General features: G+C 50.5%; 13 protein-coding genes and 1 other annotated feature. Of the genes, 8 read left to right on the forward strand and 5 right to left on the reverse strand.

The window, feature by feature from the left end; genetic code table 11:
• Position 1: 1 nt before the first annotated feature.
• The gene (gltB, locus tag FCN78_RS02535) at positions 2–4468 is read right to left on the reverse strand and encodes a glutamate synthase large subunit (RefSeq protein WP_077659085.1); all 4467 of its coding nucleotides are present in this window, start codon (positions 4466–4468) and stop codon (positions 2–4) included.
• A gap of 614 nt (positions 4469–5082) precedes the next feature.
• On the opposite strand from gltB, the gene FCN78_RS02540 reads away from it, so the two are divergent.
• Positions 5083–6876: a GGDEF domain-containing protein gene (locus tag FCN78_RS02540; RefSeq protein WP_077659086.1), complete on the forward strand. Its 1794-nt coding sequence runs from the start codon at positions 5083–5085 to the stop codon at positions 6874–6876.
• A gap of 9 nt (positions 6877–6885) precedes the next feature.
• Entirely contained in the window at positions 6886–9240 is a 2355-nt protein-coding gene (arcB, locus tag FCN78_RS02545; protein ID WP_077484344.1) for an aerobic respiration two-component sensor histidine kinase ArcB, read from the forward strand.
• Between the two features lie 108 nt (positions 9241–9348).
• Here arcB and arcA read toward each other — a convergent pair whose 3' ends face one another.
• On the reverse strand, positions 9349–10068 hold the full coding sequence (gene arcA, locus FCN78_RS02550) for a two-component system response regulator ArcA (RefSeq protein ID WP_077650490.1): 720 nt from the start codon (positions 10066–10068) through the stop codon (positions 9349–9351).
• A gap of 434 nt (positions 10069–10502) precedes the next feature.
• Between arcA and FCN78_RS02555 the strand changes: the two genes are divergently transcribed.
• Both FCN78_RS02555 and FCN78_RS02560 read left to right on the forward strand, forming a co-directional pair.
• A complete protein-coding gene (locus FCN78_RS02555) occupies positions 10503–10925 on the forward strand; it encodes a DUF3293 domain-containing protein (protein WP_069363424.1) in 423 nt (140 codons plus the stop codon).
• A gap of 34 nt (positions 10926–10959) precedes the next feature.
• Positions 10960–11442, forward strand: coding sequence for a putative 4-hydroxy-4-methyl-2-oxoglutarate aldolase (locus tag FCN78_RS02560; protein WP_069363425.1), 483 nt, complete (start codon positions 10960–10962; stop codon positions 11440–11442).
• 13 nt (positions 11443–11455) lie between these two features.
• Here the strand turns inward: FCN78_RS02560 and FCN78_RS02565 are convergent, their stop codons facing one another.
• Together FCN78_RS02565 and aceK are read right to left on the reverse strand one after the other, a co-directional pair.
• Positions 11456–11929: a hypothetical protein gene (locus FCN78_RS02565; protein WP_077456574.1), complete on the reverse strand. Its 474-nt coding sequence runs from the start codon at positions 11927–11929 to the stop codon at positions 11456–11458.
• Positions 11930–12169: 240 nt separating this feature from the next.
• Positions 12170–13909 (reverse strand): bifunctional isocitrate dehydrogenase kinase/phosphatase, encoded by a 1740-nt coding sequence (aceK, locus tag FCN78_RS02570; RefSeq protein ID WP_069363426.1) that lies wholly within the window; start codon positions 13907–13909, stop codon positions 12170–12172.
• A 165-nt stretch (positions 13910–14074) separates the two neighbouring features.
• Positions 14075–14191, forward strand: a sequence feature (Thr leader region).
• Here aceK and thrA point away from each other — a divergent pair.
• The 3 genes from thrA (at position 14191) to thrC (ending at position 18916) form a co-directional block, all read left to right on the forward strand.
• Positions 14191–16674 carry a bifunctional aspartate kinase/homoserine dehydrogenase I gene (gene thrA, locus FCN78_RS02575; RefSeq protein WP_255377424.1) on the forward strand — a complete coding sequence of 828 codons (2484 nt, stop codon included), beginning with the start codon at positions 14191–14193 and terminating at the stop codon, positions 16672–16674. It overlaps the preceding feature by 1 nt.
• A gap of 2 nt (positions 16675–16676) precedes the next feature.
• Complete coding sequence (gene thrB / locus FCN78_RS02580; RefSeq protein WP_069363428.1) at positions 16677–17636, forward strand: homoserine kinase; 960 nt, start codon at positions 16677–16679, stop codon at positions 17634–17636.
• Positions 17633–18916 (forward strand): threonine synthase, encoded by a 1284-nt coding sequence (gene thrC / locus FCN78_RS02585; protein ID WP_069363429.1) that lies wholly within the window; start codon positions 17633–17635, stop codon positions 18914–18916. Before thrB ends, thrC begins: the two co-directional genes overlap by 4 nt.
• Positions 18917–19011: 95 nt before the next feature.
• On the opposite strand, the gene grcA is transcribed toward thrC, so the two are convergent.
• The gene (gene grcA, locus FCN78_RS02590) at positions 19012–19389 is read right to left on the reverse strand and encodes an autonomous glycyl radical cofactor GrcA (RefSeq protein WP_046074059.1); all 378 of its coding nucleotides are present in this window, start codon (positions 19387–19389) and stop codon (positions 19012–19014) included.
• A 586-nt stretch (positions 19390–19975) separates the two neighbouring features.
• On the opposite strand from grcA, the gene ung reads away from it, so the two are divergent.
• Positions 19976–20659, forward strand: a complete 684-nt coding sequence (gene ung, locus FCN78_RS02595; protein WP_077659087.1) for a uracil-DNA glycosylase — start codon at positions 19976–19978, stop codon at positions 20657–20659.
• Positions 20660–20719 lie beyond the last annotated feature (60 nt).

The raw sequence follows: 20719 nt of genomic DNA on the forward strand, positions 1-20719 counted from the left end.
TTTACTGCGCCTGAACGCGCAACTCGGTCGCGCTGCGACTTTGATGGCCTAACAGCGTGTTCACATCTGCCGCCTTGGGTTTAACCAAGTAGAAGTGGTGAACCCAATGATCGAACGCATTCAGCAGCTGTTGTGCACGATCCGAGCCGGTCAGCTCAAGATGTTGCGCAATCAATCCACGTAAATGCTCTTGATGGATAGTGAGTGTCTCAAGTGACAGTGCCTCGACTAATTCAGGATTGATATGGGCATGGAAGTCGCCCTGCTCATCCAGTACATAGGCAAAACCACCGGTCATCCCGGCGCCAAAGTTGACCCCAGTGCGACCGAGAATGGCCACTACACCCCCCGTCATGTATTCACACGCATTGTCGCCCGCGCCTTCCACGATGGCATGGACGCCAGAGTTACGCACCGCAAAGCGCTCACCGGCTTTACCCGCTGCAAACAATTTACCTCCCGTCGAACCGTATAAGCAGGTGTTACCCATGATGGTGGACTCGTGGCTGGCAAATGCTGAGCCGACAGGGGGGCGGATCACTATTTGTCCGCCGCTCATACCTTTTCCGACGTAGTCGTTGGCATCCCCGATAAGGGTGATGTTCACCCCCGCGGCATTCCATACTCCGAGAGACTGGCCGGCGGTCCCTTGCAGCTGCACATCCAGTGGGTTGGCAGCCATCCCGGTATTGCCGTAACGTTTGGCAATTGCGCCAGACAAGCTGGCACCGACTGAACGGTCGGTATTACGAACCGATTTGTAGATGCTGGCACTGTGGTTAGCGGCAATGGCTTCACCCAGTTCACCAAGTAGCGCTTGGTTCAGCTCGGCTTTATCAAATGGGGTATTCGGTTCACTGCAATACAAGGTCTTACCAGGCCATGGCGTCGGCGCATCGAGAATATGGCTCAAATCAAGCTTCAGTTGCTTGGCGGTAAAGCCATCGACGGCTTCCAGGAGGTCGGTACGGCCAATCAGATCGGTGAGCTTTTCCACGCCCAGTTCGGCCAGTAGCTCGCGCACTTCTTCCCCTAGGCCTTTGAAGAAGTTCATCACTTGCTCGGGAAGGCCTTTGAAGTGCTCACTACGCAAGGTTTCATCCTGGGTCGCGACCCCGGTGGCACAGTTATTGAGGTGGCAAATACGAAGGTATTTACAGCCAAGTGCCACCATAGGAGCAGTCCCAAAGCCAAAGCTTTCTGCGCCTAAGATAGCCGCTTTGACGATGTCTAAACCGGTTTTTAGTCCCCCATCGACTTGTAAGCGGATCTTATGGCGTAAGCCGTTTTCAACCAGTGCTTGCTGGGTTTCAGCGAGACCCAATTCCCACGGGCTGCCGGCATATTTCACCGAGGTGAGTGGGCTTGCGCCTGTTCCACCGTCGTACCCTGAGATGGTTATTAGGTCGGCATATGCTTTGGCGACCCCGGTGGCAATGGTGCCAACACCGGGTTCTGAAACCAGCTTGACCGACACGAGTGCTTGTGGGTTCACTTGTTTTAAATCGAAGATCAGCTGCGCCAAATCCTCAATCGAGTAAATATCATGGTGTGGTGGGGGTGAAATCAAGGTCACGCCGGGGACGGAGAAACGCAGTTTAGCAATTTCTGCGGTGACCTTGTGGCCAGGCAGTTGTCCGCCTTCACCCGGTTTGGCACCTTGCGCGACCTTGATTTGCAGCACATCCGCATTGGTCAGATAGTGCGGGGTGACGCCAAAGCGCCCCGATGCAATTTGTTTGATGCGTGAATTGCGCTCGCTATTGAAACGACGTGGATCTTCCCCCCCTTCGCCCGAGTTAGAGTGGCCACCAAGACGGTTCATGGCAATAGCCAGCGCTTCGTGCGCTTCCGGGCTCAAGGCACCGATAGACATCGCCGCCGAGTCAAACCGTTTGAACAGCTCCGTGGCTGGCTCTACGCGCTCGAGCGCGAGCGGTGAGGCGGCTTTTTTCAGTTGCATTAAATCGCGCAAGGTCGCCACAGGGCGCTGGTTCACGGTGTTGGCGTAGGTCTTGTAGTCCATGGTCTCGCCAGAACGCACCGCGCTTTGCAAGTTGGTGACCACATCGGGATTGTATGCGTGGTATTCGCCATCGTGGACATACTTGAGTAAACCACCGTGCTCAAGCGGTTTGCGCTTGATCCACGCTCGGCGAGATAGGTTGATCAAATCTTGTTGGAAATCATCAAAGTTGGCCCCTTGAATGCGGCTAGCCACGCCTTTAAAGCAAAGCTCAATCACATCTTGGTGCAAGCCAACCGCCTCAAACAGCTGTGAGCAACGGTAAGAGGCAATGGTTGAAATCCCCATTTTTGACATGATCTTGTAAAGGCCTTTATTGATACCATTACGGAAGTTGACCATCACATCGCGATAAGGCTTATCGACGGCACCAATATCGACCAAATTCGCCAGTGTTTCATAGGCTAAGTAAGGATAAACCGCCGTGGCACCAAACCCGAGCAACACCGCAAACTGATGCGGGTCACGGGCGCTGCCGGTTTCGATAATGATATTGGCATCACAGCGCAGGTTTTGGTTAACTAAGCGCTTTTGCACCGCACCGACGGCCATGGCGGCAGGGATCGGAAGTGTCTCTTTATTGATGCTGCGGTCAGAAAGCACCACCAAAACCGTCCCATCACGGACACAGCGCTCGGCCTGATCGCATAAATCGAGGATGGCTTGGTGAAGATCTTTCTCACTCGGATCGTAATTAATATCTAAAATAGTGTTGCGATAATAGGTATCGTCTAGCTCGAGCAGTTGCACCAGATCCGAGAACAAAAGCACCGGAGACTTAAATGCGACCCGCTCAGCGTGGCCATCGGTTTCGCAGAACACATTCATTTCACGGCCAATACAGGTGGCCAGAGACATCACGTGGTTTTCACGTAAAGGATCAATCGGTGGGTTAGTCACCTGGGCAAATTTTTGCCGGAAGTAATCGCTGACACAGCGTGGACGCGACGACAACACGGCCATGGGCGTATCATCCCCCATGGAGCCAGTGGCTTCTTGGCCAATATCGCCCAGCACTTTGACGACCTGGTCCACTTCCTCATTCGACATCCCAAACAGCTTTTGATAGGTCTTAAGCTGGGCATCTTTAAGGTTTCGGCTGCCTTCACTGGTGTCAGGATCCAAGTTTTCGAATGGGGTAAGACGACGGACATGTTGATCTAACCACTCGCGATACGGGTGACGGCTTTTTAGCTCATCATCGATTTCACCCGAGTGCCAAATCTTCCCTTCGCGGGTGTCGATGACTAAAAGCTCACCGGGCCCGACGCGGCCTTTCTCTGACACCTCGTCAGGCGCGTAATCCCAGATCCCAATCTCGGAGGCGAGAGTAATAAACTTATCTTTGGTGACCACATAGCGCGCTGGACGCAGGCCATTGCGATCAAGGTTACAGGCGGCATAGCGGCCGTCTGACATGACAATACCCGCAGGCCCGTCCCAAGGCTCCATATGCATGGAGTTAAAGTCGTAAAACGCACGCAGCTCATCATCCATGTCTGGATGATTTTGCCATGCGGGCGGCACCAGTAAGCGCATCGCCCGGAATAAGTCCATCCCGCCGGCGAGAAAAACTTCCATCATGTTGTCGAGGCTTGAGGAATCAGAGCCTGATTCATTCACAAACGGGGCGGCTTGATGTAAGTCAGGCAACAGAGGGGAGTTAAACTTGTATGCACGGGTACGCGCCCACTGACGGTTCCCCTCAATGGTGTTGATCTCGCCGTTGTGGGCAAGGTATCTAAAGGGTTGGGCGAGCGGCCAGCGTGGCTGGGTATTGGTACTAAAACGCTGGTGGAACAAACAGATGGATGACTCTAAGCGCAGATCCGCGAGATCGGTGTAAAAGCGTGGTAGATCCGCTGGCATACACAACCCTTTGTAAACAATGGTTTGTGTGGATAGGCTGGTGACATAAAAGTCTGCATCGTCTGCCAGGGCTTTTTCTGCACGGCGGCGCGCAATATACAGGCGTCGCTCTAAATCGCGTGCGCGCCAGCCTGCTGGACCATTAACAAACACTTGTTCAATGACAGGCTGAGACTGTTTGGCGATGTCTCCGAGTACATCTGGGTTGGTCGGTACGGTCCGCCATCCCACCACTGAGAGTGTTTCTGCGTTGATTTCTTGCTCGAAGCGTTGTTTGGCTTGTTGGGCTTTTGCCGGATCGGCACTGAGAAAAATCATGCCAACCGCATACAGGCGGCTTAGCTTCCATTGATTTTGTTCGGCAATAAGGCGGAAAAAGCGGTCGGGCTTTTGCAGCAGCAGCCCACAACCATCGCCTGTCTTGCCGTCAGAGTTGATGCCACCTCGGTGGGTCATGCGGTCAAGTGCAGCGATGGCAGTACGAACCAGCTTGTGGCTGGGCTCCCCCTCTTGATGGGCGATAAGGCCAAAACCACAGTTATCTTTTTCCAACATTGGGTTGTACAGCGACATTGCAATTCTCCCTTGCTACTGCGTTACGCGCAGTGATTGCATTTATTGTCGTGATCCTCCTGACCACTCTGAACAGCTTCGCTTTGTGACTCTGCGCTCGTTATGTTGTGATTTTTTAACGAGAAAAGTCGGTCATTTACTCCCTAACTCACTGTTTTATCGATGGATTGACAGAGAGTGCACGGGCAAAGCGCTATTCAGCGACCTTCCAAATTAACGGCAAACCTTGCAAAGGTCAAATTTTTATATGCATTCTTTATGCATAGTAATCAACGTCTATCTTGATTATAACTGGCTGATATTAATTTGTTTTTTATCGAAACCCTGCCAAATAATATCTATTCGCAATTATGCTATTTTGTTAAATAATTATTAAATAAAAGGTGAATTCGAGTAGATATTCTAGCTTTGAGCAGAAATAAAGAAGGGTGCGTTATATGCCTTCTCTTTCATAGCAAAAAGCACTGTCGATTGATGTAATAAAATAACAAATGATATTCACAAAGCTGTGAACAGGACAATCACGCGTTCTATCAAAATTGTGGCAGAATACGTCGCCGGTGAGGCGTTGCGTCAATACGATCAAGGACAGTCATTAGGCAGACAGGAGTGGCATGGGGTTTTTTAGTTTTAGCTTGGTTCTAGTGTTAGGCGTGTTGCTCGGTTACGGGTGGCGCGCGCGTCGATCGACACTGGCGTTATCCGATTGGCGGGTGTACATGGCTGGGTTAGACACGCCGCATGCGATTGTCGCGGCCGATGATGGTGATATCTTGTACGCCAACGCTTCTTGTGTGGCGTCTTTTTCACTGGTAGGCAGCCATAACCGCTTTAAAACCGCCAATGAAAAGCAGCAGCAAGCGGTGCGCGCCTTTATTGTGGCGCAGCGCTGGCCTCAGCCGTTTTCTAATGTTGAAGCCAAGGTAAGCGCCCCGGGCGCAAATCGGGTGCGGGTTGAGGTGACCTTATCTGGCTTGCCGATCCGCTGTTGTGGTAAGCGTGCCTGGCTTATTTCACTTTCTGCCTCTGAACCCAACACGCAATGGCACCTGCAGCAACAAGAACAAGGTGTGCTTTTAAGCGTGATTAATTCCTTGGCGGAGCTTGTCTGTTTTCAGGATGTGGAGGGCAATGTGGTAGGCACGAACGCCGCCTTTGATCGTTTCTGGCAAGGACGTGAGCAGGAGGCTGTGCTTTGGCAAGCCGGTGAACCGCTCTCTGAGCCGCGAACCGTGCGTACCTGGGCGACACAACCTCACGATGAAAGCTGCTTGTTGGAAACCAATATCACGACGCTTAAAAATGACAAGCAGGAAGTGATAGGCACATTGAGTATCAGCCATGATGTGACCAATTGGCACCAGATGCAGGAGCGGTTGCAAAAAGAAGCACAACGACGTCACTCGGTTGAGCAAGTGCTGGAGCAGCGAAGTAACTTGCTCAGTGCGATTTTCCAAGCCAGTGTCGACCCTATCGGCATTTTTGATCAAGACTATTACCACCTTGCTTGCAATCAAGCGTATGCGGATGCGCTTGGCACCACCATTGACGCACTCGAGAATGCTCCCGCGCAACATGTGGTGGATCCGGAGATATTTGATCAGCACAAAGCGCGCGATAAGCAGGTGCTGGAAACGGGTGGAACCATTACCTATGAAGATGTCATTTTAACCGATACGGGCGAGCAAACTTGGTATGAGGTGACCAAATCACGCATTCAAGATCCGGTGACCTTGGCTCCGGCTGTGCTGCTGATGGCACGAGACATTACCGAACGGAAAGAGACACAACAACAGTTAGCCGATGCCATCATGGCACTGCAAGATCTCAGCTTTATTGATAGTCTCACGCAAGTGGCTAACCGACGCAGTCTTGACGAGCAATTAAGTACACTCTGGCGCTCACACGCCAGAGAGCAGACACCGCTTGCGTTTATTCTCTGCGATATTGATCATTTTAAGCTTTACAACGATCACTATGGCCACCAGCAAGGTGACTGGGCCTTACAGCAAGTGGCTAAGGCGCTCAAATCGTCCGTTCATCGCCCGATGGATATGGTTGCCCGCTATGGGGGGGAAGAATTTGCGATTGTCTTACCACAAACAGGGCTAAATGGCGCGATGGATGTGGCTGAAAGGGCGAGGCAAGCGATATTGGCGGCGAACATCGAGCACTTGGATGCGGCATCAACCCAACAATTGACGATGAGCCTGGGGGCGGCCTGTATGATCCCAGCGCCGGAACAAGATTATGGTGACTTGGTACAATTTGCTGATCGCGCGTTATATCAAGCCAAACGACATGGCCGCAATCGTGTGAGTGTGCAGCAAGGTGCGTCTCATTCACGCCCATCAACCACGCAACGAGCCTCGGTGGCTGAATCTATTCACTTCGAACCTGGCGGTTAATAAGCCTATATGAAACAACTTAAAGTCCTTGCCCAATATTACGTCGACTTACTGGTCAAATTAGGGATTGTACGTTTTAGCATGCTACTGGCTTTAGCGCTTGTGGCGCTGGCGGTAGTGGTGCAAGTGGGGATCACCTTAGTCCTTGAGGGCACGGTTCAAAATATTGATATCATCCGCTCGGTTTTCTTTGGCCTGGTGATCACGCCGTGGGCGGTCTACTTTTTGTCGGTGGTGGTCGATCAGCTGGAAGAGTCTCGTCAGCGGTTATCAAAACTGGTCTCCAAGTTGGAAGAGATGCGCGCGCGTGATATGCGCCTCAACCGCCAACTGACCGAAAATATTGAGCAACTCAACTCGGAAATTGAAGAGCGAGAGAAAGCAGAAAGTGCGCGCCAGCAGGCGATTAAAGATCTAGAAAACGAAGTCTATCAGCGTGAAAAAGCACAGCTTGAGCTAGCAGAGCAAACCGCGTTACTACGCTCTTTTATCGATGCGTCTCCGGATTTGATTTATTACCGCAATGCTGATGGCCAGTTCTCGGGCTGTAACCGAGCGATGGAAGAGCTAACCGGTTATGACGAGAAAACACTCAAAGGGCTGACACCTTGGGACGTTTATCGCGAAGATATTGCTGAAAAAGTGGTAGAAACCGATCAGCAAGTGTTTGATGCCAATGTGTCGATAACCTATGAGCAATGGCTTGAATATCAAGACGGGCGTAAAGCCTATTTTGAATTACGCAAAGTGCCTTTCTTTGCCCGAGATGGTCGGCACCTTGGGCTGCTTGGGTTTGGGCGAGAAATTACCGAGCGTAAGCGCTACCAAGATGCACTGGAAAAAGCGAGCCGAGAAAAAACCGCGTTTATTTCCACCATTAGTCATGAATTACGCACCCCGCTTAACGGGATTGTTGGTCTAAGTCGCATGTTGCTGGAGTCAAACCTGGATGATAAGCAACGTAATTATCTGCGGACGATTTATGTCAGTGCGATCACGCTGGGCAACATTTTTAACGATATCATTGATTTAGATAAATCCGATCGCAAGCGCCTGTCTCTGCATCCCACCAGCGTGGACTTCAATGAATTTGTCACCGAAATCGACAATATTTCCGAGTTAATGGCCGAGCAAAAGGGCTTACGCTTTGAGCTTGAACGGGTCACTGAGTTGCCTGACTATGTGGCGGTTGATACCACGCGGCTGCGACAAATCCTATGGAACCTCGTCGGTAACGCGGTCAAATTTACCAAGCAAGGCTGTGTGATCGTGACAGTCAGCGCTGACGTGACAGGGGACCATGCCGACTTATGTTTCGAAGTCGAAGACAGTGGCATCGGGATCCCCGCCGATGAACAAGACAAGATTTTTGCCATGTATTACCAAGTCAAACAGGCGGGAGAAAACCTGCATGCCGTTGGTACAGGGATTGGCTTAGCGGTCTCGCGCAAATTAGCACGTTTGATGGGGGGAGATATTACCCTCGATAGTGAAGAAGGCGAGGGGAGTACCTTTACGGTCACACTCCGTGTACCACTGAGCGAGCCTGGGGAGGCCGAGACCCCGGCATTGGCACCTGTGGAGAATACGCTACGCATCTTATTGGTAGAAGATATTGAACTCAATGTTACCGTTGCCACCAGTTTACTGGAAAGTCTGGGGCATCAGGTGACCGTCGCCCGTGATGGGCAATCGGCGTTAGATGTGTTCTCGCCTGATGCGTTCGATCTGGCGTTGCTCGATATTCAATTGCCCGATATGACCGGGTTTGATATCGCGGCCACTTGGCGTGAGCAGTACGTACAATTGCCTCCTTTAGTTGCACTGACTGCCAATGTTATCAATGATAAAAATAGCTATCTCGCCAACGGAATGGACGATGCGATCAGTAAACCCATTAGTGTGAGTGCACTTAATCAGGTGATTGAACAGCATGCGCTATCATCCACCACGATGACGGATGTCGAGACAGCGAGTGATCCTGTGCCCAGTCGTCCTATTGCGAATGAACAAGCAGAGCGACTGCTCGATATGGACATGCTTACCGGTTACGTGGCGTTAGTAGGGGTAGACCCTGTGAAGCAAAGCATTGAAATGTTTGAGTCAACCATGCCAGAGTACATCGCCATTCTCGACTCGAATATGACGGCAAGAGATCAAGAGGGCATTGTCTCTGAGGCGCATAAGATAAAAGGTGCCGCGGGATCAGTGGGGCTCAAGCATATTCAAAAAGTGGCGCAGAAAGCACAATCCCCCGAATTACCTGCTTGGTGGGAAAACATTGCTGATTGGATTGATGAAATCAAAGATGGTTATCAGCACGATCTGGATGTGCTTAAAGCCTGGTTAGATGAGCAAGAGTAACCATGATTGACTCACCCGTCTAAAAAGAGAAAAGGCGCTGGGTAGGCGCCTTTTCGCTCTCTATTTGCATCCTGCGGAGCGTTCACCGCACGTTTTCAAACAGGCAAGTTATTGCTCTTCAATTTCACCGCAGAAGCGATAACCTTCACCATGGATGGTCGCAATAATTTCAGGTGTGTCATTGTGCGATTCGAAATGTTTGCGGATCCGGCGGATCGTGACATCCACGGTACGATCGTGCGGTTTTAGTTCACGGCCCGTCATTTTCTTCAGCAGCTCGGCACGCGTCTGAATTTTGCCTGGGTTTTCACAGAAGTGAAGCAGGGCACGGAACTCAGAGCGAGGCAGTTTAAAGGTTTCCCCTTCCGGGTTAATGAGCGAGCGACTATTGATGTCGAGTGTCCAGCCGTTAAAGATATACACATCGACATTACGCTTCTCGTCGCTGTCGTTGACACTGCTCATGGCACGCGTGAGCAGGTTACGTGCACGGATGGTGAGTTCGCGTGGATTGAACGGCTTGGTAATGTAATCATCGGCACCGATTTCGAGTCCGAGGATCTTATCAACTTCATTGTCACGTCCAGTGAGGAACATCAACGCCATGTCGCCTTGTTCACGCAGCTCACGTGCGAGCAACAAGCCGTTTTTGCCTGGCAAGTTAATATCCATGATCACTAGGTGAACATGGTGGTTAGACAGGACTTGATGCATTTCGTCGCCATCGCTGGCTTCAAACACATTGTAACCTTCCGCTTCAAAGATACTTTTCAGCGTGTTACGTGTGACCTGTTCATCTTCTACAATCAGAATTTGCGGGGTTTGCATTGGCGATACCTAATATCTAAATAGAATCCGGTTGCACTTCACAGTCTAGACCGCCTAGCCTGTGAAAAAAATTTACAAAAATGCGAGGAGTGTCTACCGTGAACCTCGCAACTAACATATGGCACGCCATCCATAGAGAAGTGTTCGTCGATGCTAGACAACGCACCGTGAGTTCCAGCTTAAGACGGGGCGTGGCGGCGTTCGTTGACCACCAAGCCAATCACTCTGATATCCATTAATTATCGCCAATTGTATTCATTTAACAGCACGCTAACAATATATTAGGATAAGGGTTGATGATTTTTTTCATCCTTTATTGACCCCAATCAAAAGCATGTTAAGTGTCAGTTAGCGACGCGTTTTAACTTAACTTTATGAATATTCGCGCATAATTAGTCATTAAGCATAGTATGAGTCACGAGCAGGTGTAAACAATGTGTGATCCTGATAACCAGCAAGAATTGTGGAAAACTTACCAATCGATCGCGTTTCACGCCCCTCAAGCGCCAGATGCCGACGCATTTGCTATTCTTACCGCATTTAATCCGCGTAGCCAACCTTTATCTGAGAAAGAGAATCAATCGCGTAATGATCAGCTGGAAAGTGCCATGGTGCAACAAGGGATACGCTATTGGCCAATGAATGGCGGTGCGCCAGATGGGAGTTGGTATGAACCGGGTTTTGCGGTTGCTTTAGATAAGCACGAAGCGATGTTATTGGCGCAACAATGGCAGCAAAATGCTATCTATTGGGTAGAGAATGATAGCTTGTGGTTGTTGCCTGTTTTGATGGATACGTTTACACCGCAATCACTGAACGTGCGCTTTTCATCCTTGTTGACGGCCCCCACTCGCTAAATTTTCCTCACGACGAAAAAAGGAGAAAGGAATCATGGACGATAAATTGCCGGACTTATGTGATAACCACCCAGAGGCGGTGCAATGGCTACCTGTGCAGTGGCAAGACTATGGTGGCAAGCGCTGTTTTGAAGGGCGGGTGCGCACGGTACGTTGCCATCACGATAATTCCAAAGTGAAAGCGATGCTAGCAACCCGCGGTGAAGGGCAAGTGCTGGTGGTGGATGGCTCTGGTGCGATGGATAGAGCTTTGCTGGGCGATCTTATCGCGCAAAGTGCGGTAGATAATGGCTGGGCAGGGGTGGTGATTGCTGGGCCGGTTCGCGATGCGGCGACGTTAGCGACCTTGCCGATTGGCATTAAAGCCTTGGGTGTCTGCCCAATTAAAACACAAAAACGGGATCAAGGTGAGGTCGATGTGGCGTTGGCACTTGAAGGGGTATCAGTGATGGCAGGGCATTACCTATACGCCGATGCTAATGGCGTGGTGGTGTGTGCAGAGCCACTGACCGGCTAATCTGAGCCGCGAGCTAAAAGTGCAATCCAACCCCGAGTTGGTAAATCGATTCGGGGGAGGTCTCGGGACGAAACTCGACATCGAGCCCGGCATTGACATCAATCGATTCACTCAACTGGTAGCGACTGCTTACGCCCCACTGGTTGATCAGCGTATCGTCATTATCACGGCTAATTTGGCTCGAAAGGCGCAGCTTGTCGGTAAAACGGTATTCAATCCCACTTAATAACCCCTGTTGCGTGGTGTGTTGATCGTTTTCGCTTTTCAGTTGCGTGCCCATATAAACAGACACATTGCTGAGTGGGTAACGATAACCTGATTGAATGGTCCAACTGTCAAAGCCTTGTGTCGCCGATGGGATAGACTGAATAAAGAAGTGATCAGACATCCCTGTCGGCAGCGTTTGCCAAGTGAACGGGTGGCCCCACGCAGGTGCTGCCACAGCTTGCAAGACGAGGGTCAACAGTCCTAATTGTTTTATACTCAAATCTTGTGCCTCATTGTTCTTTTTAGGCGTAGCGCAGTTTACGAAGATGCTGATTCGCTGCGATCAGTGTAGACAAAAAATAGAGACTGCTGCCGAATTTTGCCTCACGCCTCACGCCTCACGCCTCACGAAGAGGGTCGATAGACCAAGATGTCAATGTATTGACGATTCGCCATTGTATTGGCGCACAAAGGCGGTAACTCTCCCGTGTGCCGTTAATACACGATGACTAAGCAACGATTAGGCCATTTTTGCTGAGAGCGTCGTATGTCCTAATCGGTTTTCTTCGCTGTAGGGGCGAACATCATGAAAATGCCCGGCCTTTACCTGGCTTTGCAGTTGCTGCCAATAACCGGCTTCGAACAGCTCTGGATGAAGTCGGTCAAACTCGTCGGCGACGGTGCGATTAACCAGTAAGAACGTGCGAAATTCTTCCGGGAACACGTCATTGTCGCCCACACTGTACCAAGGCTCTGCAGCCAGCTCATCTTCTGGGTAGCGAGGCGGCGGAATACGGCGAAAGTTCACCTCGGTGAGGTAAGAAATTTCATCATAATCATAGAAAATAACTCGGTTGTGACGACTGACGCCAAAGTTTTTAAACAGCATATCGCCAGCAAAGATATTAGCGGCGGCCAGTTCTTTAAGCGCGTCACCATATTCTTGTACGGCTTGGGTGATGGCGTCCGGCTCGGCTTGCTCGAGATAAATATTTAACGGGATCATCCGTCGTTCCATGTAGAGGTGACGAATGCGCACTTCGTTGTCGGTGACGTTGACGCAGGAGGGGGCCACCTCGAGGAGTTCGTCAATCAAGGCATCGCTAAAACGGTCTCGTGGAAAAATGAAGTTGCTATACTCTTGGGTGTCGGCCATGCGTCCTACTCGGTCGTGCTCTTTTACCAAGCGGTATTTTTCCCTGACTTGGGCGTGGGTCATTTGTTTTTGTGGCGCGAATTTGTCTTTGATGATTTTAAACACGAACCCATAGGAAGGCAGGGTAAACACTGACATCACCATCCCTTTAACCCCAGGCGCAATATCAAATAAATCATCTGAGTTATCTAGGTGGTAAAGAAATTCGCGATATAGCTCGGTTTTACCGTGTTTTTGGCAGCCGATCGCCGTGTAAAGCTCGGCGGGTGTTTTATTGGGCATCAACTGGTTAAGAAAGTCTACCAATGCCGCCGGGACAGGGGCATACACCATGAAATACGAGCGGGCAAAACCAAACACGATGCTGACATCATCACTGTCGGTAAGACACGCGTCGATGTACAGCTCCCCTTGCTCGGAAATCGCCAGCGGCAGCACTAAAGGTCGACGTTGGTTAGCCATATCGAGTCGACCGATAAGGTAAGCGCCTTTGTTGCGGAAAAAAGGCTGACGCACCATCTCGAGGGTAAAGCTCATGGTAAGCTGCGGACCAAACCGTGCTTGCAGTATTTGGGTGATACGCTTGAGATCGCCACTTTTATCCCGCCAAGGTAGGGTAAACGGCGTGCTATCGAGCATCCGCTCTAAAGTGGCGTAAATGCCTGCTTGCGATTGAAAGCGCCTTAACAAGGGAGTGGGGTATTTAGGGATCCGTCCCCCTTGGGAGCTTTGCACGAATAGCTTATCGCGGCGGATGTTGCGGTGTTCAAAGATCCGGCAATAAACCGAGTTAAAAAAGCTCTCGGCGATATCGTATCTCGGGTAGTCATCAAGCAAGGTGACGTAAGCGGCTTTGACTGCCATTAGAAAGGAGCGTGTGGCATGTTCTTTTCCCAGCATGGCACCTAGCTGCTGACTGACAAGGGCAACATGATGGTCATAGAACTGGATACGCGTTTTAAGCGCTTGTTGAACACTTTTCCAGTCTTGTTGCTCAAAGCGCTCTTGCGCACCGGAGGTGACATCGAGAAACCGGCCATACATAGCATCCGAGCCTTGTAGAATGGTATTGGCGACTAACTGAGCCATCGCTTCTTGGGTCATTCGCGCTCCTTGCGATCTGGTTGCTCCCTTGTTCAAGCTCGCAGAGTTTTGTTGAAAAAGCAATCAGGATCACTTTTTTGTTGACCTAAGCAACATGATTCGATACACCTAGAGAGAATCAAACAAAACAAATGATAAACGCAACACACATGCAACTAACGATCAGCACCCAGACCACCACAACCACCATTATTATTACTGGCACAACGTGTGTTGGTGCGGGCTGATACGCACAGAATTTCCAAAAAAGCCCGTACCTTCTCAGGTACGGGCTTTTTTTTATCGTAGAGAGAGGTTCCAAACGGATGCGAGTTTTAAAATTTGGTGGCACGTCGCTTGCCGATGCTGAGCGCTTCAGCCGCGCTGCCGATATCATTGTCAGTAACCAAGGGCAGAGCGATGTATCTGCCGTGTTATCCGCCCCCGCGAAAGTCACAAACATTCTCGTTTCTGTGGTCGATAATACGGTCAAACATGGTGAAGCGGAGTTGCCGCTTAAAGAGCTCGAGCAGCTTTTCGCCGATTTGTTCCATGGTCTTGCTGAGCGGCAGCCCAACCTTGATACCCAGCCACTTTTCGATAAATTAACGCGTAGTCTCGGCCAACTTCGTCAATATGTGCATGGCATGAGTTTGTTGGGCCTTTGTCCCGATAGCACTTATGCGCGCGTGGTCAGCAAAGGCGAGCGTTTATCAGTCGCCGCAATGCATGCGTTGCTCGAAGCGCGTGGCTATGCGGTATTTGATATCGACCCAGTGGCATACTTTGCCGCTTCCGGGAGCCATCTAAGTGCTGAAGTAGACATCGAAGCCTCATCGCAACGTTTCAAACAATCACCCGTTCCAGCTAAGCACATTGGCCTGATGCCAGGGTTTATGGCGGGAAACGAAAATGGCGAGCTGGTGACCCTTGGACGCAATGGCTCTGATTACTCGGCGGCGGTACTCGCGGCGTGTGTACGTGCCGAGTGTTGCGAGATTTGGACGGATGTCGACGGTGTTTACAACTGTGATCCTCGCCTCGTACCGGATGCGCGCTTGCTTAAATCATTGAGCTATCAAGAAGCGATGGAGCTGTCTTATTTTGGCGCCAAAGTATTGCATCCCAAAACCATTGCGCCCATCGCACGCTTCCACATCCCTTGTTTAATCAAAAATACCGCCAACCCGCAAGCCGAAGGCACCTTAATTGGCGAAGACAGTGGTGAGGATAAGCTGGCCATTAAAGGGATCACTACGTTAAGCGATCTGAGTATGGTCAACCTATCAGGCCCGGGTATGAAAGGTATGGTAGGGATGGCATCACGCGTGTTTGGTGCGATGTCATCGGCGGGGGTGTCAATTGTGTTGATTACCCAATCTTCTTCTGAATACAGCATCAGTTTTTGTATTCAAAGCCGGGACAAAGAAAAAGCCGATAAGGTGCTGAGTAACCATTTTGAGCTTGAACTGAAAGATGGTCTGCTCGAGCCTGTCGAGTTTATGGATAACTTGTCGATTGTCTCCTTGGTAGGCGATGGTATGCGCACTTCGAAAGGTGTTGCCTCTCGCTTTTTCACCTCGTTGGCGGAGGTAAACGTCAATATCGTTGCGATTGCTCAAGGTTCATCGGAGCGTGCTATCTCTGCGGTTGTTCCTTCAGAGCGGGTCTCTGAAGCGGTTAAAGCCTGTCATGAAAACTTATTTAATAGCCAACATCACTTGGATGTATTTATCGTCGGTGTCGGTGGCGTGGGCGGTGAGCTGATTGAGCAAATCCGTCGTCAGCAAGCCAAGCTCCAGCAACAAGGCATTGTGATGCGGGTCTGTGGTTTAGCGAACAGCAAAGGGATGTGGCTGAATAGCCAAGGCATTGATTTGAATAGCTGGCGCGATGAACTTCCCAACCACCTATCGACGTTTAGCCTCGCGGGGATGATCCAGCTGGTTCAGCGCAATCACATCATTAACCCTGTGTTGATCGATTGCACCGCCGATCAGCAGGTCGCCGAGCAATATGCTGATTTCTTGCGTGCAGGCTTTCACGTGATCACTCCCAACAAGAAAGCCAATACCAGTAGCATGGCTTACTATCACCAGTTGCGTCAGGCGGCCCGCGCGACTCACCGCAAATTTATGTATGAGACCACGGTGGGTGCAGGTTTACCGGTGATTGAAAATCTACAAAACTTGATTGCGGCCGGGGATGAGCTGTCACGCTTTTCTGGGATTTTATCAGGATCGCTTTCCCACATTTTCGGCAAGTTAGATGATGGCGCCAGCTTTAGCGAGGCGACCCAGGTCGCACGTGAAAACGGTTTTACCGAGCCGGATCCGCGTGACGATCTGTCGGGCATGGACGTAGCACGTAAGCTCTTGATTCTGGCACGTGAAGCCGGCATGGAACTTGAGCTTGACGATGTTGAGGTTGAACCTGCGCTTCCGCCTGGCTTTGATCAATCTGGCGATGTCGAAAGTTTCATGGCACGTTTGCCGCAAGCCGATGACTATTTTAAACAATGGTCAGAGGAAGCCGCCAAAGAAGGCAAAGTCTTGCGGTATATTGGTGGTATTGAAGACGGACGTTGCTTTGTCAAAATCCAAGCCGTATCCGATGATGATCCTATGAATAAAATCAAAGAGGGTGAGAACGCGTTGGCCTTCTATAGCCGTTATTATCAGCCGATTCCTTTGGTGCTGCGAGGCTATGGCGCGGGAACCGCCGTGACCGCGGCTGGGGTGTTTGCGGACTTAATGCGCACCCTAGGTTGGAAGTTAGGAGTCTAGTCATGGCAGTCCGTGTTTATGCACCCGCATCGATTGGTAACGTGAGTGTCGGGTTTGATGTCTTGGGGGCAGCGGTGAGCCCTATCGACGGCAGTTTATTGGGTGATGTGGTAGAAGTGGCAGACGGTGGAAACCAGGCGTTTTCATTGCGCTGCCAAGGCCGATTTATCGATAAGCTACCTGCGAACGAGCAGGATAATATCGTTTATCAAGCGTACCTGGCTTATGCCGAGGTACTTAAAACCCGTGACTTGGCGGTGAAGCCGGTGGCGATGGTGCTTGAAAAGAATATGCCGATTGGATCAGGACTTGGCTCCAGTGCATGCTCGATTGTCGCCGCGCTCGATGCGTTAAATCGCTTTCATGACCATGCGCTCGATAAGAGCCGCATGTTAGCGCTGATGGGAGAGATGGAAGCGTCCATTTCCGGTAGCTTACATTATGACAATGTCGCGCCGTGTTATTTGGGTGGCGTTCAGCTCATGCTGGAAAGCCAAGGGGTGATCAGTCAAGCGGTGCCGCACTTTGAAAACTGGTATTGGGTGATGGCCTATCCGGGCATCAAGGTGTCGACGGCAGAAGCACGTACCATCTTGCCCGCCCAGTACCGTCGGCAAGATGTGATCGCTCATGGTCGCTATATCGGCGGCTTTATTCACGCGTGCCACACACAACAGCCTAAATTGGCGGCGAGTTTAATTTGCGACGTGATTGCCGAGCCGTATCGGCAAAAACTGTTACCGGGATTTGCGGACGCTCGCGACTATGCCGCCAGTTGTGGTGCATTAGCCACAGGGATCTCGGGGTCAGGACCGACGCTGTTTAGCATTTGTGATGATCGACAGGTGGCAGAGCGGTTAGCGCAGTGGTTGCGAGAGCACTATGTACAAAATAATGATGGCTTTGTTCATGTATGTCGCATTGATGGACAGGGCGCAAAAGAAATAGGAAGTCAGGCATGAAGCTATACAACATCAAAGATCACAGTGAAACTGTGTCATTCTCGCAAGCTGTCCAGCAAGGGCTCGGTCGCGGGCAAGGGTTATTTTTTCCTGAAAGCTTGCCCTACTTTGACGATATCGAGGCATTACTGGCCATGCCTTTGGTGGCGCGCAGTAGCAAGATTTTATCCGCATTAATTGGCGATGAACTGCCAATAAGCCAAGTGAGTGAACTGGTTAGCAATGCGTTTAGCTTTGCTGCGCCACTTGAACAAGTGGATGACCATATTCATGCGCTAGAGCTTTTCCATGGTCCGACATTGGCCTTTAAAGACTTTGGTGGCCGTTTTATGGCGCAGTCGCTGGCAGCGGTATCGGATGGTAAAAAGATCACCATCCTCACGGCGACATCTGGGGATACCGGGGCGGCGGTTGCCCACGCCTTCTACGGTATTGATAATATCGACGTGGTCATCTTGTACCCGAAAGGCAAAATCAGCCCGCTGCAGGAAAAACTCTTTTGTACACTTGGCGGCAATATTCATACGGTCGCGATCAATGGCACTTTTGATGATTGCCAAAGCATGGTCAAGCAAGCCTTTGATGATAGCGAGCTGCGTCAGGCCATTGGCCTTAATTCAGCGAATTCCATCAACATTAGCCGCTTAATGGCCCAGATTTGTTACTACTTCGAGGCGGTGGCGCAGCTCCCTGCGCATAAACGCGATCAGGTGGTGATATCGGTGCCCAGTGGTAACTTTGGTAACCTTACCGCAGGGTTGCTTGCTAAAGCGATGGGACTGCCGATTAAGCGCTTTATTGCGGGTACCAATGCCAATGATACGGTGCCACGGTATCTCGATTCAGGCGAGTGGGCACCGCAGCAAACGGTCGCCACCTTGTCCAACGCGATGGATGTGAGTCAGCCCAACAACTGGCCACGTATCGAAGAGCTTTTCCGCCGTGAGCAGTGGAGGCTGAGTGAACTTGCCTCAGGGCGTGCTGATGATGAAGAAACGGCTGAGAGCTTAAAGTCGCTCTCTCAGGCCGGTTACTTGTGTGAGCCTCATGGTGCGATTGCATACCGGCTGCTGGCGGAGCAGCTTGAAGAAGGGGAAGAGGGGATCTTCTTGTGCACCGCCCACCCGGCCAAATTTAAAGAATCGGTTGACGCGATCCTCGGTAAAGATATTCCTCTACCTGGGCCGCTGGCGAAGCATGCGCAAATGACGTTGCTTTCACGCGAGCAAGAGCCTGATTTCCAAACGCTACGAGACTACCTGCTTGAAGTGAATGGTTAAGGTTTAGCCAGTTATCGCGATTATTAATACAACAACAGCCCGCGATTGCGGGCTGTTTTATTTGACACACACTCTGGTTTGCCTTGAACCGCTTCTTATAGGGAGCTGGTAAAGGTGCGGGTGATTACGTCACGCTGCTGCTCAGGCGTCAGTGAGTTAAAGCGTACCGCATAGCCAGAGACACGAATCGTTAGCTGTGGGTACTTCTCTGGGTGCTTAGCCGCGTCTTCCAGTGTCTCACGCTTGAGTACGTTGACATTAAGGTGCTGACCGCCTTCGTTGACCGCTTGTGTTTCGATATTCACTTCGCGGTAATCGAATTCACCCAAAGAAGATAGGGCAACTTCCTGATCCGCTTCAAAGCCTTGTTTGGCACAGACACAGCGTGCTTGATCGGTGTCTTTATCGATCAACCAAATAGAATTAACGAGTTCATCATTGGCTGCTGAGGTTACTTGAATACCCGTGATCATGGCCTATCCCCTTTTATGATAGTGACTTTTTATGATGTAAGATTTCATCATTTTGAGTGTCTATATATACCCTTTTTAGAGTGGGGTTTTATTGACATAAATCAAGTTTATTGTGTTCTTAACGTTATGATATTTATCTTATATCAATCTTTATTTATCTAATGCGGTTACTGTAGCACGCGCCCTTCCTCCCGACTAGCACTTGCGCAATACTTTAATGAAAATTGTAGTAATAAAATTACAAAAGAAAGCGTCGTGTGTGCGCAAAAAAGAGGCAAATTTGCACCACTTGTGCTCATTTTGCGGCTCATACTGTTCGGGGTGTTGGCTAATGGTATGATTTTATTGCGTTTGTAAAGTTGGCATTAAAATTTCATTGTCTACGATGAATCCATAATGATGAGGAAAGCACCATGATGAAGCCAACCATGACTCGTGCGAGCTTACCGGCCCCCAACCGTGCGGTACAAGGCCGCTGTCAGCGTCATTACCACGCTCATACCGAACGAACAAAAGATCGTTCTACACACTGATTTTGCCAAGCTGCCTCGTTAGAATAGCGCCAATGTGATCAAAAGGAGCAACCATGACTCAGGCGCAAACGTGGCAGCAAGTGCTGGCTGATGAGAAACAACAAGCTTACTTTCGCGAAACCCTCGCCTATGTTGAACAAACACGTGCCAATGGCGTGACGGTTTTTCCACCGAAAGAAGATGTGTTTAACGCCTTTCGCTATACTGAGCTGGGCGACGTCAAGGTGGTGATTCTGGGCCAAGACCCGTATCACGGGCCGAACCAAGCTCACGGGCTGTGCTTTTCTGTGCGTCCAGGCGTGAAAACACCACCGTCATTGGTCAATATCTACAAAGAGCTTGCCACCGATATTGAAGGCTTTACGCCACCTTCTCACGGGTATTTAAAAAGCTGGGCAGAGCAAGGTGTGTTGTTGCTTAATACCGTGCTCACCGTGGAGCAAGGGAAGGCACACTCCCACGCCAAACTGGGATGGGAAACCTTCACGGATCGTGTCATTGAGGCGGTAAACCAACAATGCCAAGGCGTGGTGTTCTTATTATGGGGCGCGCACGCCCAGAAAAAAGGCAAAGCGATTGATCGTCAGCGCCATCATGTACTCACCGCGCCTCATCCGTCGCCACTGTCAGCGCATCGTGGCTTTTTTGGTTGTCAGCACTTTTCACAAACCAATGCGCTGTTGCAAGCGCAGGGAAAAATGCCCATTGATTGGCAGCCTTATCTCGATACGGAGTAGGCGAAGTCGCTGATGGGGGATAAAAAAGGTGCTCGATGAGCACCTTTTCACAATCCTATA

The sequence above is a fragment of the Salinivibrio kushneri genome (assembly GCF_005280275.1).
In the GTDB taxonomy this organism is placed as follows: Bacteria; Pseudomonadota; Gammaproteobacteria; order Enterobacterales; family Vibrionaceae; genus Salinivibrio; species Salinivibrio kushneri.

What these genes read in the sequence shown, in the direction of transcription:
- aceK (WP_069363426.1), bottom strand. Translation starts at nt 13,909, where the DNA reads ATGACCCAAGAAGCGATGGCTCAGTTAGTCGCCAATACCATTCTACAA.
- FCN78_RS02540 (WP_077659086.1), top strand. Translation starts at nt 5,083, where the DNA reads ATGGGGTTTTTTAGTTTTAGCTTGGTTCTAGTGTTAGGCGTGTTGCTC.
- gltB (WP_077659085.1), bottom strand. Translation starts at nt 4,468, where the DNA reads ATGTCGCTGTACAACCCAATGTTGGAAAAAGATAACTGTGGTTTTGGC.
- thrB (WP_069363428.1), top strand. Translation starts at nt 16,677, where the DNA reads ATGGCAGTCCGTGTTTATGCACCCGCATCGATTGGTAACGTGAGTGTC.
- FCN78_RS02560 (WP_069363425.1), top strand. Translation starts at nt 10,960, where the DNA reads ATGGACGATAAATTGCCGGACTTATGTGATAACCACCCAGAGGCGGTG.
- grcA (WP_046074059.1), bottom strand. Translation starts at nt 19,389, where the DNA reads ATGATCACGGGTATTCAAGTAACCTCAGCAGCCAATGATGAACTCGTT.
- thrC (WP_069363429.1), top strand. Translation starts at nt 17,633, where the DNA reads ATGAAGCTATACAACATCAAAGATCACAGTGAAACTGTGTCATTCTCG.
- arcA (WP_077650490.1), bottom strand. Translation starts at nt 10,068, where the DNA reads ATGCAAACCCCGCAAATTCTGATTGTAGAAGATGAACAGGTCACACGT.
- arcB (WP_077484344.1), top strand. Translation starts at nt 6,886, where the DNA reads ATGAAACAACTTAAAGTCCTTGCCCAATATTACGTCGACTTACTGGTC.
- FCN78_RS02555 (WP_069363424.1), top strand. Translation starts at nt 10,503, where the DNA reads ATGTGTGATCCTGATAACCAGCAAGAATTGTGGAAAACTTACCAATCG.
- ung (WP_077659087.1), top strand. Translation starts at nt 19,976, where the DNA reads ATGACTCAGGCGCAAACGTGGCAGCAAGTGCTGGCTGATGAGAAACAA.